Origin of the sequence: Paenibacillus uliginis N3/975 (assembly GCF_900177425.1) — a bacterium.
In the GTDB taxonomy this organism is placed as follows: Bacteria; Bacillota; Bacilli; order Paenibacillales; family Paenibacillaceae; genus Paenibacillus_AQ; species Paenibacillus_AQ uliginis.
The window spans coordinates 823,316-837,541 of record NZ_LT840184.1 but is presented as its reverse complement, the minus strand read 5'-3'; the positions used below and the strand labels follow the sequence as shown (position 1 = coordinate 837,541).

General features: G+C 44.5%; 13 protein-coding genes. 6 read left to right on the top strand and 7 right to left on the bottom strand.

What is annotated here, in order from left to right; genetic code table 11:
- Positions 1-9: 9 nt before the first annotated feature.
- The 3 genes from B9N86_RS03890 to B9N86_RS03880 all read left to right on the top strand — a co-directional run bounded on the left by B9N86_RS03890 (position 10) and on the right by B9N86_RS03880 (position 4,995).
- Positions 10-2,679: a calcium-translocating P-type ATPase, PMCA-type gene (locus B9N86_RS03890; protein ID WP_208917854.1), complete on the top strand. Its 2,670-nt coding sequence runs from the start codon at positions 10-12 to the stop codon at positions 2,677-2,679.
- Positions 2,680-3,368: 689 nt separating this feature from the next.
- Positions 3,369-3,944: a sigma-70 family RNA polymerase sigma factor gene (locus B9N86_RS03885; protein ID WP_208917853.1), complete on the top strand. Its 576-nt coding sequence runs from the start codon at positions 3,369-3,371 to the stop codon at positions 3,942-3,944.
- A 121-nt stretch (positions 3,945-4,065) separates the two neighbouring features.
- Complete coding sequence (locus B9N86_RS03880; protein WP_425298598.1) at positions 4,066-4,995, top strand: hypothetical protein; 930 nt, start codon at positions 4,066-4,068, stop codon at positions 4,993-4,995.
- Between the two features lie 433 nt (positions 4,996-5,428).
- On the opposite strand, the gene B9N86_RS03875 is transcribed toward B9N86_RS03880, so the two are convergent.
- The gene (locus tag B9N86_RS03875) at positions 5,429-5,788 is read right to left on the bottom strand and encodes a HesB/IscA family protein (protein WP_208917851.1); all 360 of its coding nucleotides are present in this window, start codon (positions 5,786-5,788) and stop codon (positions 5,429-5,431) included.
- A gap of 371 nt (positions 5,789-6,159) precedes the next feature.
- Between B9N86_RS03875 and mqnE the strand changes: the two genes are divergently transcribed.
- Both mqnE and B9N86_RS03865 read left to right on the top strand, forming a co-directional pair.
- Positions 6,160-7,266: an aminofutalosine synthase MqnE gene (mqnE, locus tag B9N86_RS03870; RefSeq protein WP_208917850.1), complete on the top strand. Its 1,107-nt coding sequence runs from the start codon at positions 6,160-6,162 to the stop codon at positions 7,264-7,266.
- 83 nt (positions 7,267-7,349) lie between these two features.
- A complete protein-coding gene (locus B9N86_RS03865) occupies positions 7,350-8,408 on the top strand; it encodes an NAD(P)/FAD-dependent oxidoreductase (RefSeq protein WP_208917849.1) in 1,059 nt (352 codons plus the stop codon).
- A 9-nt stretch (positions 8,409-8,417) separates the two neighbouring features.
- Here B9N86_RS03865 and B9N86_RS03860 read toward each other — a convergent pair whose 3' ends face one another.
- On the bottom strand, positions 8,418-8,657 hold the full coding sequence (locus B9N86_RS03860; protein ID WP_208917848.1) for a YuzB family protein: 240 nt from the start codon (positions 8,655-8,657) through the stop codon (positions 8,418-8,420).
- A 78-nt stretch (positions 8,658-8,735) separates the two neighbouring features.
- Between B9N86_RS03860 and B9N86_RS03855 the strand changes: the two genes are divergently transcribed.
- A complete protein-coding gene (locus B9N86_RS03855; protein ID WP_208917847.1) occupies positions 8,736-8,981 on the top strand; it encodes a NifU family protein in 246 nt (81 codons plus the stop codon).
- Positions 8,982-9,077: 96 nt separating this feature from the next.
- On the opposite strand, the gene B9N86_RS03850 is transcribed toward B9N86_RS03855, so the two are convergent.
- The 5 genes from B9N86_RS03850 to B9N86_RS03830 form a co-directional block, all read right to left on the bottom strand.
- Complete coding sequence (locus B9N86_RS03850; RefSeq protein ID WP_208917846.1) at positions 9,078-9,851, bottom strand: SDR family oxidoreductase; 774 nt, start codon at positions 9,849-9,851, stop codon at positions 9,078-9,080.
- Positions 9,852-10,057: 206 nt separating this feature from the next.
- The gene (locus tag B9N86_RS03845; protein ID WP_208917845.1) at positions 10,058-11,209 is read right to left on the bottom strand and encodes an NAD(P)/FAD-dependent oxidoreductase; all 1,152 of its coding nucleotides are present in this window, start codon (positions 11,207-11,209) and stop codon (positions 10,058-10,060) included.
- 109 nt (positions 11,210-11,318) lie between these two features.
- A complete protein-coding gene (locus B9N86_RS03840; protein ID WP_208917844.1) occupies positions 11,319-12,038 on the bottom strand; it encodes a methyltransferase domain-containing protein in 720 nt (239 codons plus the stop codon).
- The gene (locus B9N86_RS03835) at positions 12,025-13,182 is read right to left on the bottom strand and encodes a type III polyketide synthase (RefSeq protein ID WP_208917843.1); all 1,158 of its coding nucleotides are present in this window, start codon (positions 13,180-13,182) and stop codon (positions 12,025-12,027) included. The genes B9N86_RS03840 and B9N86_RS03835 overlap by 14 nt, the downstream gene beginning before the upstream one ends.
- Positions 13,183-13,382: 200 nt before the next feature.
- On the bottom strand, positions 13,383-14,198 hold the full coding sequence (locus B9N86_RS03830) for a MetQ/NlpA family ABC transporter substrate-binding protein (RefSeq protein WP_208917842.1): 816 nt from the start codon (positions 14,196-14,198) through the stop codon (positions 13,383-13,385).
- Positions 14,199-14,226: the final 28 nt, after the last annotated feature.

Sequence of the window (14,226 nt, the reverse complement as noted above, 5' to 3'; positions counted from 1 at the left end):
GTGACTGAATTGGATAGCAAAAAACAATCAAGTGAAACGTTTCACACACTTTCCACTGATCAAACTTTAGCGTCACTAAACAGTCATTACGATGGTTTATCCCAAGAAGAAGCCGCCGCAAGACTGCAACAGTACGGCAAGAATGCACTCGAGGAACGTAAAGGAAAATCATTGATTGCTAAACTGCTCGCACAGTTTAAAGATGTCATGATCATAATTCTGCTCGTTGCGGCACTTATTTCTGGACTGCTTGGAGAATGGACAGATTCCTTTATCATCCTGTTCGTTGTTATCTTGAATGCCGTTCTGGGAGTAATTCAAGAGAATAAAGCCGAACAGGCACTTGCAGCTCTTAAGCAAATGTCTTCCCCCTTCGCTCAAACAAGAAGAGATGGCAAGGTTATCAAAATCAAAGCGGAGGAGCTTGTTCCAGGTGATATTGTTCTATTAGAAGCTGGGGATGTTATACCAGCCGATATGCGACTGATTGAGTCTGCTTCACTCAAGATTGAAGAAGCTGCATTGACTGGAGAATCTGTGCCTGTTGAGAAGGTAGTTGACCCGCTGGAGAAAGCAGATCTCGTCATCGGTGATCGTAAGAATATGGCCTATATGACTAGCAATATCTCCTATGGTCGAGGCATCGGTGTTGTTACAGCAACCGGCAGTAGTACAGAAGTCGGTAAGATTGCCGGCTTTATCTCCCAGGATGAAGATGAAGTAACTCCGCTGCAACGCAAGCTGAATGAGTTGGGAAAATACTTTACGATCATTACGATCGGGGTTGCTGTAGCCATCTTCATTATAGGTATGATTCAAGGTCGAGAAATATTTGATATGCTTCTCACTTCCATCTCGCTGGCAGTAGCAGCTATACCGGAAGGGTTGCCGGCAATCGTTACTATAATTTTAGCACTTGGCGTCCAGAAAATGGCGAAGCGTAATGCGATTATTCGTAAGCTTCCAGCAGTTGAAACGTTAGGCAGCACAGAAATTATTTGTTCAGATAAAACAGGCACCCTAACACAGAACAAAATGACTGTACAGCAAGCTTATATTGGACAAACCATGCAACAAGCCGATCAAGCTCTTGAAACGATGCAAGACTATGAGTTCTTTCTTCAAGTCATGGCGCTGTGTAATGATACGAAATTCTCACACACGGCCGATGCAGAACAATTTACATTAATAGGTGATCCAACAGAGACTGCATTAGTTGATTACGGAATTAAGCATGGTTTTGATAAACGAGAAGGTGAAATCGAATTTCCGCGTAAGGCTGAAATTCCATTCGATTCTGATCGGAAGTTAATGACCACTGTCCATGAACTAAATGATGGTGCTACCGTTTATCGCATTATGACAAAAGGCGCACCTGATGTGTTGCTCGAAAGCTGCAATAGTATTCTAATGAATGGAACTGTCATGGAGCTGACAGAAGAGTACCGCGATAGTATTATCAAAGCCAATAAATCCATGGCAGACAAAGCACTACGTGTATTGTCGCTCGCTTACCGTGATGAGTCAGCTATCCCAAGCATCATGAAACCAGAAGTTGTGGAGCAGAATTTAACCTTCATCGGTCTTGTTGGAATGATCGACCCACCTCGCGAGGAAGTGAAGGAAGCTGTTCGCATCTGTAAGAACGCTGGCATACGTCCAGTCATGATTACAGGGGATCATCGTGATACAGCTACAGCAATTGCCAAGGAGCTTCATATTATTGAAGATGAGAGCGGCATTATTACGGGTAGTGAGTTAAATCAAATTAGTGATCAAGAATTCGAAGAGAAGGTCACACAGTATTCTGTATATGCCCGGGTATCACCAGAACACAAGGTACGTATCGTTCAAGCTTGGAAGAAGCGCGGCAGTATTGTTGCAATGACTGGAGACGGAGTTAACGATGCACCTGCACTCAAGGCATCCGACATTGGTGTCGGCATGGGCATCACAGGTACTGAGGTTTCCAAAGGTGTTTCCGATATGGTGCTTGCCGATGACAACTTTACCACGATTGTTGTTGCTGTAGAAGAAGGTCGCAAAGTATACAGCAATATTCGCAAGACGATCCAGTTTCTCCTATCTGCCAATCTTGGTGAAGTGCTCACACTATTCATCGCTACCTTAATCGGTTGGAAGATTCTTTTCCCGATTCACATCTTATGGATCAATCTTGTCACAGACACATTGCCAGCACTTGCTTTAGGCCTTGAGAAAGCAGAAAATGACATCATGAAGCGAAAGCCTCGTAAGGCCTCAGAGAGCGTATTTGCGAATGGTATTGGAGTTGGAATCCTCTATCAAGGTGTTGTGGAAGCCGCTTTAACCTTATTTGCTTACTACTACGGACATACGCACTATTCTGAGGCCGTTGCCGTAACCATGGCCTTTGCAACACTTGGACTGATTCAGCTAACACATGCATTCAACGTACGTTCGACTACTAAATCGTTGTTTATGATCGGTGTATTCTCCAACAAATACTTGAATGGCGCCGCACTTGTATCAGGATTTCTCGTCCTGATCGTAATCTTAGTCCCATTCATGAATGATCTATTCAGCGTCGTTCGATTGAATGGCGAACAGTGGCTGGTAGTCGCAATCTCTGCCTTCTCAATCATTCCGATTGTAGAAATTGTAAAGCTCTTCATGCGATTATTTAGCCGTAAGAAGTAACATAGCTGCCTCTCGTATAAAGCCAATTATACGAGGGGTATTTTTTATATTGACTACTGCAGCAGCATATGGTGATTCTCCTCTTTACCTACTGGAAGAGGAGTTTCACGTTTTTTCGCGTCATAAAAAAACCTCCATAGGTTAGATAGTACGTGACTATCGCGCTATAGCGGCCGTGATCCACAATCCCAAAAACAGTGTTTTTGGGATTGTTAATGTTCATCGAGGCGCATTGTTAACATTCAATTTTATTTGGGTGCAATCCGTAATCCTGAACGCTAATTACCCTCCCTAAGAGGTTGAGGTTGCGGAGGGGAATAAAGTTCCGGCAACTAATTTTTCTCAGATTAATTTGATCTTACTAAAAGAAAGCCGCCTCTAGCTCATCTAGCAGTAGCTGCGGTATATCTTGACGAGTTAACATTAAAACTGGTCTTGTTTCGCTTCCTTATACAGGGGTCCCGCCAACATTTAAACGAAAATATACGCTAAGGTGTGATTAGACTGAAAGATAAAGCACTAGACAGGCCAGCCACGGCTGCCACACGGGTCGTTACACTCCTGGTAGTCTTCCGGACCGATAGCCTCTTTCACTCAACCGTTTGCAAAAAAATAAGAAGAGAACCGAACCTTTTTCCAATAGAGAGACAATATAGTGTGTAAGCAGCTTACTCAGGAGGGCCCTCTGAATGCAAAGTGAATATATTTACCAATTACTTATAAAAATGAAAGATGGTGATCAACAGGCGTTTCATACGATGTATGATGCCACCTATCAGGACGTCTACCGGACAGTCTCCTTTCTGGTGGATCATCAGCAGGATCGGGAAGATATCATGAATGAGATCTATATGCAAATGTGGACCTCACTTGCTAACTACGATACGAACCGACCATTCCACTTCTGGTTACACGGCTTGGTAATCCGTCAAGTGCAGAGATTTCGGGTCAAGAGCTGGCGGAGATTCCGAATTTTTGAACACATCCGTGCCTTCTCTCGGGAAGAGTCTCATTGGGATCAACCTGCTGTGTTCATGGATGAGACGAACCAAATGATATCGAAGGCAATCCAAAAACTAACCGACAAACAGCGAACGGTGATTATCCTCCGCTTTTTTCACGACTATACTCTTGAGGAAATCGCGACATTGCTCGATATTCCGCTGGGTACAGTCAAGTCCAGATATCATGCTGGCCTTCAGGCGCTTCGAAAAAACTTACGGAATCTTCCCCCAGAAAGGATGGAAAAGCTCAATGCCTATTGAACGTAAAATACGTGAACATCTGCACAAAGAGGCAGAAACTATGGAGTGCCCTCCGGCCATTTCCAAACGAATAGAACAATCCTATTCTCAATATTTGCAACCAAAAAGGAGCGAAATAACCATGAAAAAAAGATTAATTGGTGGAATAGTTGCTACTGCGATTTTGATTCCAACCGCAGCATTTGCGGCCCCTCCCCTGATTGAAATGCTTACTAGAACACCAATGACTGCTGAACAAGTCAAGGTGGATGAGGTTGGCGAAGCAACACTTGAGAAGCTGTATAGCGCATTTCCCGAAACAAAATCGTTTGAGATTATCGATGCAAGCTACCTTGGAGACCCCACTCAAGCGATCCAAACAAGCATCGTACTGCAGGAAAAAGGAGGAACCGGCAAAAAGATTAGACTTGATACTAACGGTATTACGGGTGAGATTGAACACATGAATCTAGAGAATTGGGAGCCTAAGGAGAAGCCAGTCATTTCTTTAACCGATCAAGAAATCAAGGCGAAGGTAGATTATCTGATTGATAAAATGTATGGCAACATCGAAGATTACGAGTTTGCTCTGGAGCAAATGGGGAACCCAAATCAAAAAACATTGATGTTGAATTACACTAAAAAGGGATCAGAAAAACCGTTCTACCAGGTACTTGTTCAGGGTAATACAATTAGTCTTTCTCAGGTAGGAGGAGATGATCCTACATCTTCAAACAATAAAGTAGAAGGTTATTTCTCTTTAAATGGTAAGCCTGTTTATACTGCTGATGACTTTTTAAACGATGAAAAACTGTTTTCTTTACTAAAAATTAGCGGGGCAGAATTAAAACAAGAAATAGCAAAAGGTAAATCTGTTGTGGAGATTGCAGCATTTAAAAATGTCTCTAAACAACAAGTGATTGATGTGATTGCAAAAACACAGGTTGAAAGACAATTTAAAGCTGAACAAAACGGAGTAACTATAAGCAATCGTTTAATGGAACAAATGATAAAAGAAATTGAACCAAAAGTATTAAAAATCATTGAACACAAAACTGAAACTGAATGGTAGAAATAACAAGTCAAGTCGGATGAGGTAGGCAAAATATCGCTTGAAAAGCTGTATAGCGCATTTCCCGAAACAAAATCGTTTGAAATTCAGTGTTGGGTTGGTCGGAGAATAGGAGTACAAAAACCTCAACTCTGAACGTTGACCCGTAAGATGGAACACTTTAAAAAAGTGTCCCTCCTGCGGGTCATTTGTGTTTTAACGAGCGCTTGCTCGAATGTTAGCTGCGGGTAATTCTTATCAGTAGTCATTCGCCTAGTGCGTTTTTTTAAAGTAGACATAAAAAACGGCCTTTATAACGGTTATTTACCGTCATAAAGGCCGTAAGCCGCAACCCCAAAACGCTAATTTTGGGATTGTTATTATTCCTAATCGCGATTGAGGACTGCGTTTTTAACGGTGCAATCCGTAATCAATAACACCGAAAAGTCCGCAATTAGCAAGGCTCCGCACTTGGATTTCCGGCATCTGTTTTTGTCCGGAAGGAAGATCCGCAACCGCAGGTTACCGTAGCATTCGGATTGTGGATGGTGAAACCACCCGTCATGCCAGATTCCTCAAAATCAATTTCGAGACCGTTCAAATATTTCATACTATCCTTGTCAACCACAATTTTCATGTCGGCGACATTCATATATACATCATCTTCCGTTTCGTCGTCGTCAAAGCCCATTGCATAGGAAAAACCGCTGCACCCACCGGACGTGACACCCAAACGAAGGAACATATTCGGTGTTTCCTGTTCCGCAAGCATATCTTTCAGACGCTCTGCTGCAGTATCACTAATTGTAATCATAGGTCACCCTCCTTTTCGTTCACTTTTCAGTATACTCCACATCAAGCCAACCCTCAAGCGGCGTAATTACCAGACAACTCTTCATATAGTCTCCTCTTTTCCTACGGTATGTATTGCTACCCTGAGGGGTCAGGTTTATAATAGGAAAGGAACTAAAGAGGTTAAGTGTTGGATTTCTGTCACATCCGGCGGCCCTTGCTGCCTATTCGATGTGTCCGTGTTCATAGTTGTATATTTTTTCACAAAATCCTTTAATTATAACTGCTTACCTCAACGATGTAATGATCCGTTAACGAAACTATTCACCAGACGGACAGTTGATGTATCTCTGCACCTTTGGGTGCCATAATGCGTGATTGAGGAGGAAGATTATGCCAACCCTTGTAAGCCCTTCAATGGACAAAAGAATGGCTGAGATTGTTGAGAAGGTTCAAAACGGTGTTCGCTTGAACCTCGAAGACGGCGTTTATTTGTATCAAACCGATGACCTTCTGACCCTGGGGCAGCTCGCAAATGAAGCGAATCTGCGCAAAAACGGGAACAAGGTTTATTTTATTGAAAACATGAGTTTGTATTTCACCAATGTGTGTGAGTCCCGCTGTGCTTTTTGCAATTTCCGTAAAGACCAAGGCGAGGAAGGCTCCTATACTCTCTCCGGTCCGGAAATGATTCAGTATGTGGAAGAGCACTTCCATCCGGGTATTCGAGAGTTCCATATTGTTGGCGGACATAACAACAATGTACCGTTCCAATACTATGTAGATTCATTAAAAGCCCTTAATGAGCGGTTTCCAGACGTAACACTGAAGGCTTATACGGCAGCTGAAATCGAATTTTTCACACGGATCAGCGGCCTTAGCATAAAGGAAGTACTGCAAGAGCTACAGAAAGCCGGCCTGAAAACTTTGACCGGCGGCGGAGCCGAAATACTGTCAGACCAGTACCGCCAGAAAATGAAAGTGGACAAAGCCAATGTAGATCAGTACCTTGAGGTACACCGTACCGCACATCAGCTCGGCATGAGAACACATACTACAATGCTGTACGGTTCTATTGAAAGTCACGAGGACCGTATCCGCCATATGTTGCAGATCCGGGATCTGCAGGATGAGACGAATGGATTTATGGTATTTATCCCGCTCTCTATGCAGCCAAAGAATAAGAATGCGGGCATTATGCGCCGTAACTCGGCTTATGAGGACTTGAAGACCATTGCGATTAGCCGCCTCATGCTGGATAATATCGACCATGTTAAAGCTTATTTCATCAATATCGGCGCCCAATTAACACAGGTGGCACTCAGCTTCGGAGCTTCCGATGTTCACGGTACGATTCTAAAAGAACGTATAAGCCACGCCGCTGGTGCATTGACGCCTGAGGGCTTGACTCGCAAAGAGCTTGTCTGGCTGATTCAAGGAGCCGGCCGAATTCCCGTGGAGCGCGATACATTCTATAACGAAGTCAAGGTATACGAATAGTAAAGTTCCAAATTACGGATATCAGGTTAAAGAGATAATATAAAGGGCTGTGCTTTCTTATCTCATCAGAAAGGGAGACATATATGAAAAAGCTCGTCATTCTCGGCGGAGGTTACGGTGGTCTTGCCTTAATTCAGGAATTGTTCAGCAGTTATCTTCCTCATGATCTGGAAGTGGTGCTCATTGATCGCATGCCTTATCAAGGTCTCAAAACGGAATACTACGCTTTGGCCGCAGGTACCGTTGCAGATACGGAGCTGCGGGTAAAATTCCCGGTTTACGATAAGCTGAGCATTCATTACGGGGAAGTTACCTCGGTCGATCTGGAATCAAAATTGGTGTATTTATATAATGATGATCCTATTGAGTACGATCAGCTGGCTATCGCCCTGGGCTGTACAGATCAGTATCACGGTGTGCCGGGAGCTGAGGAATTTACATGCAGTCTGCAGTCTTTTTCCGGGGCACGTGAAACCTATTTACGTTTAAATAACCTTAAACCGTATGGCCAGGTTCATATTGTCGGTGGGGGCCTGAGCGGTATTGAGCTTGCTTCTGATTTACGAGAAAGCCGGCCTGACCTTAACATAGCCATTCTTGACCGGGGAGCTCGTGTACTCTCTTCCTTTCCGAACCGTCTATCCGCCTACATTCAGCGCTGGTTTGCAGAAAACAATGTGGAAATTCATAGCGGGGTTTCCGTTTCCAGAGTAGAAAAGGATGTGGTCTACAATGTAGATCAACCGATACCTACGGATATTACCGTCTGGACCGCCGGTATTCAGCCTGTTTCTGTCATACAAAATTTGGATCTGCCAAAAGACCGTAGTGGACGGATTTTACTTAATGATCTGTATCAAGTTCCTTCCCATCCGGAAGTATATGTCATCGGCGATTGCGCCAGCCTTCCGTTTGTGCCAAGCGCACAAGCCGCAGGAGCTCAAGCTGAGCAGATTGGATATGTACTGAAGGCTCTGTGGAGAGACGACACACCAAAGGTACACCCGCTTAAACTGAAGGGCACCCTCGGTTCACTCGGCAAGCGGGCCGGCTTTGGTTTAATGGGCAGTACCTCCGTTATGGGACGTGTGCCTAGACTGCTAAAAAGTGGTGTGCTCTGGAAGTCCAAGCGCCATTTCTGATGTTTAAGATCACAGTTGCTCGATTTCCTTTACTTTTCGGAGGATGGCTAAATAGAGCTCTTCGGCTGTAGCGGCTTCCACGATTTCATCATTCACGAAAGCGAATGGCGCCAGATAACATTGTCCACAGTTCGTAAGGCAGCCGTACTCGATGACCTCGCAGTCCGGTCGTTCCTCAAGCGGCTTTAGAGCTTTATCTGTACCGAAATGTGCATTCCCAGCACAAAATTCAACAATGGGTCGCATCATGATCTACCTGCCTTTAGATTGGCATTTTAATTTGCCGGTTTATGTACTATAATATAGGGAGGAAAGGAGTTGAACAAGATGAGCGAAAACGCACAAAGCACAACATATGATGAAGTAGCTGAAGTGCTCGATAAGCTTCGTCCGTTCCTGCAGCGCGACGGCGGTGACGTGGAATTGGTCGACGTTGAAGACGGCATTGTTAAACTGAAACTTGTAGGTGCCTGCGGCAGCTGCCCAAGCTCCACCATAACCTTGAAGGCCGGGATTGAACGTGCCCTGGTTGAAGAAGTTGAAGGCATCCAAGAAGTAGTACAAGTGTTTTAAAAACTATATACAAAGTAGAAAAGAGTCTTGGTTCTCATGAACCAGGACTCTTTTTTTGGGGGATATAAGAAAACCGTCTATCGTTTTTCTGTTTATTTACTCAGGGATGATGCGGGGGCGAATAGGATCCAGCCCGCCGGATATATCCATAATATTGCCTGTGATGAAATCCGATTTCTCCATACAGAGATACTCGATGACCCGGGCGATGTCTTCACCGCTTCCGGAACGTCCACGAGGAGTAAGCTCATCCGTTATACCGAACACCTCATCGATCGTCTTCTCTTTATTCGCTCCCCGGATATCTCCGGGACAGACCATATTTACCGTAATACCGTAAGGGGCCTCTTCTACAGCCAATGTCTTGGTGAAGGACACAAGTCCCACTTTGGCAGCTGCGTAAACAGAACGGTGCGGCCAGGATCTTGCTTCACCCGCATGACCGAATCCGAAATGAATAATGCGCCCCCATTTCTGTTCTCTCATGGAGGGCAGGACACGATGGTCCAGCAGCATAACGCCTGTCAGATTACCATTAATCAGATGTACGATTTCATTACGATCATATTGTGAAAACAGACGTCGTTCCCGAATAAATGGACCCGCATTGTTCACTAGAATATCGACCTGTCCCAGTTGTTCCTCAGTCTGATCTACAAGACTGTACAATTCCTCTTCCACAGCGATATCCGCTTTCACTGCAATTGCCCGAACACCCATCCCTTCGATTTCTTTCTTAAGAGCGTGTGCCTGCTCTTTACTGTTAACGAAGTTCAGCGCAATATCGCATCCCTGCCGGGCCAGCGTTAAGGCGGTCATTTTGCCCAATCCAGTCGCACTTCCGGTAATCAGCGCCACTTTCCCCTTCAAGGCCTTCCCTCCTCCGTACATAATCATCTTTCTTCAGTATAAAAGATTTAATTCATCCCCACAACATGACGCTTTTCCTCATGAGAAAAATCATACTTTAAACATTTACACATAAAGAAACCGTTCTTTAATAAAATGGAGTTACAACCCATCCACTTACAAAAAGAACGGTTTTTTTGTACATTAATCATATACTATGAACGAATTCAGCGGGATAATCCTGCCTCTGATAATCGTGTAGCCTTCACTACATATGACGCTAAGCCCGGAAACATGCGCGCCATCCCCGGATATAAACGATTTGTTTTCGCAAAAGCTAACTTCTGGATGTTACGTGCTCTCCTGAGCAGCTTCGTAAACTCGAAGTTGGCTTCCTTTGTGTACTGGCTTTGCCATTCGGTGTAAGTCATTTCATCCCGTAAATACCGATCCGTCAGGTTTGAACACAGTATAGAAGATCGTAGCGCTACGGACATTCCGTCTCCGCATAGAGGAGGGATCATCAACAGGGCGTCCCCCACATGTGGAAATGTGGACCAAGGCTCAGGTATGTCAGACAGCCTGACGGGCGCGATCGATACCTGGGTTCCTTGGACGGGTACAGCCTGCTCCAGTCTTGCAGCCAGTTTCGGATTGGTACGGGAGGCTGCTTGCAATATATCCTGTACGGATTTACCGTTCGACTGAACGACATCGAGTGTAAGTAACGCCGCCACATTAACCATTCCATTTTGTATAGGAGAGATTCCTGTGTAACCACCTTCACAAAAATAAAGCTCGACCTGTGACTCTACGTTAATCCCGGTGTAATGCGATTTTAATCCAACATATATGATTTCATCCCGATGTGCTTCATCTGTATTCACAACACACTTGGGTTTTCGGGTCCCGTACGCGCCAATGACAGCCTTGGCATAATAGCAAATGGTGTCATTACCTTGCCTTGTTTCAACCTTGTACCGGTTGTTATCCAGCTGGACAATACCAGTAACGGTTGTTTGGGTTATAATTTCAGCCCCGACAGATAACGCTTTCTGATGAAGCAGGCGATCGAGCTCATAACGGCTTATTCCCCAGGCGCTTCCAGGAAGCGGTGCCTCTATTTCACCACCGTAAGGCATAAAGATGCGTGCCTTATTCATCGTGCTCGGCTTCACCTGATGCTGCAGTAGATCAACACCCAGAAATTCCAGCATTTCTTGAGTTTCTGGGGACATAAATTCACCGCACGTTTTATGCCTTGGAAACGGTTGGCGATCCAGCAAAAGTGTGTCATGTCCCCGCTCTGCAAGCTGCACCGCTGTACTACTGCCAGCAACCCCGGCTCCAATCACTATGACATCCACTTGCTTATCCATGGGACAGCTCCTTCCTTTGAGAGTTTTTCAAAAAGCTAATTTTTGATCACGAAATGAATTAGGAAGTTGGAATCGACGTCGAATCTTGACCACACACTTGTCCATTCGTTCAAGTTCGCTTATGAGGTATCACGACGGCATAACGAAACAGAGGTTTCCAGACGTAGGTCATCGAATCATGATTCAATTTTCTCTTCAGGTCCTTCCAGTCCGCCCCGGTAAATCCTTTGGCAACAGACAATGGACCATCATGCCGGATATAACGATTACGAGATATAATGCGCGTAGTAATCCATACGGCTGTATATGAGACCACATGGCGGTGAATATCATTAATTACAACACCATACCTGGAAGCTTTCAGCATATGAGATACGATATCAATCAATTCTTCGCCATCAAAATGATGAACAAATTGTGAACCGGTCACAATATCGGCAAATGCCTCAGGCATTTGCCGGACATCTGCCTGTTTAACCTGTATACGCGGTTCATTTTGAAAAAGAGACCTGGCTTCCTCACACGCTTCTTCCGTCAGATCCACCAGCGTGATATTGAGATGTATTCCTTTATCGTCCGCCCATTGAAGGAGCTTGCGATTGACGTCTCCCGAACCAGCACCCACATCCAGGATGGTCAGAGACTCAGGTCTTCCTATGTCATTCCACAATTTCTCGATCCCGTACCTCGTTGGCCCAGGTGCAGCAAATATTTTGTTCAGACGTCTTAAATGTTTAAGCGCCTCAATCAATTCTTCGCCTCCGGTCGAAAAATCATCCATCAATTCATCTTCCTGTGCCCGTTTAGCTAAATTTCTAAAGATAGGCATGGTCATGCTCTGTGAGTAAAGAGGCATAAGATGGGACATACCTGAATCGCATAAGTTCTGCTGTCAGGCCTGGTCCAAAGGCCAATGCGACTCCTTCTTTGGCCGTGCTATCCACGGATTGGAGCTCGCTGCGCATGGCGTCGAGAACAAACATAATCGTTACAGAGGACAAATTGCCTGCATTTTTGAGAATATCCCTGCTGAATTTGGTCTGATCATCACGCAAGTTCAGCACATTTTGTACAGAATCGACGATTCCACGACCTCCAGGATGAATGGCCCATAGATCTGGCAGATTGTCACCGGCAAGTAACATTTCCAATTCAGGTACAAGATGTGTGCCTAACAGTTTGGGTATACGCGGGGAGAGATAAAGATCAAACCCGGCATTACCAACTTCCCAGGTCATATCTTCCGTAGAATCAGGCAATAAAACCGAGTATCCTGTTCCAAGCTGCAAGTAATGCGTATGGTACTGGTCGGCATGGCCAATAACACACGACGAAGCCCCATCTCCGAAAAATGAAGCCGCGAATAATGCTTCCCTCTCCTTTACAGGCTGAAAATGCAAAGTACACAGCTCAACGCATACGACAAGAACTTGTGAGTCTGGTGTACTTTGTACGATATCCCTGGCCATTTGAATGGCTTTTAATCCTGCTGCACAGCCCTGAAAGATCAATGGAAGACGATTAACACGGGAAGACAGCCCTAAATGTCTTATCAGCATAACATCAAGACCTGGCACATATTGGCCGGTACAACTAACCGAGATGAGATGAGTAATATTTCCAGGCTGGATATCGGCATCCTTTATTGCTTTTTCTGCAGCCTCTATTGCTAAAGGCAATGCTTCTCTTCTATATGTATTCATTCTTTCTTCTGTTGTAGGAATGTTGGACCGATCACCAACAGGTAAGTATCGGCATTCTTCGGATGTACCTAAATAGTTCGGTTCACATGTATAACGAGTCTCCACTCCGCAGGATCTGAAAATTCTTCTGGAAAATCGAGCCAAGTCCGGTTGGTCATGCAAAGAAGTAGCCAAAAGCTCGGCTATAACGGATTGTGATATCGAATGGATCGGCAGAGCCGTTCCGATGCCCAAAATAGAAACCTGGGAATTATTAGAGACAGGGTTCATTTTAGTACCTCCTGTTGGAAAAGTATGATACACCATATGTTATGTCTCATGTACTCTGTTATTATTCCGTTATTCTAGTTCAAAAAAATCATAAAATTAAAGCAGGCCACCCAAGGATGGATGGCCTGCTTTTTCTTTTATTAGAGATGCCTCTAATACTTATTTAAAAATCTAACTTTTGGGGCATATCCTTTTCTTTCTTAGAAGGCAGGAATAACCGCACCTTTATATTCTTCTTCAATAAATTTCTTCACATCGTCCGAAGTCAGTGCTTTAGCTAATTTCTGAATCGCTTCGGAATCTTTACTATCCGAGCGTGCTGTAAGAATGTTTGCATAAGGATTATCTTTATCCTCGATGAAGATTGCGTCCTTCGTAGGATCAAGACCTGCTTCGAGAGCATAGTTCGTGTTAATGATCGCCATGTCCATCTCATCCAACATACGTGGCAGCATAGCCGCTTCTACTTCTTTTATCACCAGATTTTTCGGATTTTCTGTGATATCTTTTGCTGTGGATTCCAGCTTGTTCTCATCCTGCAGCTTGATCAGACCATTTTTGGCCAGCAATGTAAGCGCACGTCCGCCATTGGTAGGATCGTTCGGAATTGCAACCACTGCGCCATCCTTCAGTTCATCTACTGACTTGATCTTTTTGGAGTAAGCCCCCAAAGGTTCAACATGAACAGCTACTACGGACACAAGATCCATATCACGTTGTTTCACTTCACTGTCCATATAAGGCTTATGTTGGAAGAAGTTAGCATCAATTTGCTTCTGATCTACCTGCTGATTCGGAAGCACGTAATCCGTAAACTCTACTATTTCAAGCTTGACGCCTTCTTTCTCAAGTGCCGGCTTAATATGCTCCAAAATCTCGGAATGCGGTTTTGGTGATGCACCAACTTTAATCGTCAGACCTTCCTTACCGCCATTTTCTGCTGCCTTATCCCCACAAGCTCCTAAAACTACTACCAATGACAAACTGAGCAATCCCAATAACAACTTTTTCTTCATCTTACTCTCCCTCCAAATCATGAATTAT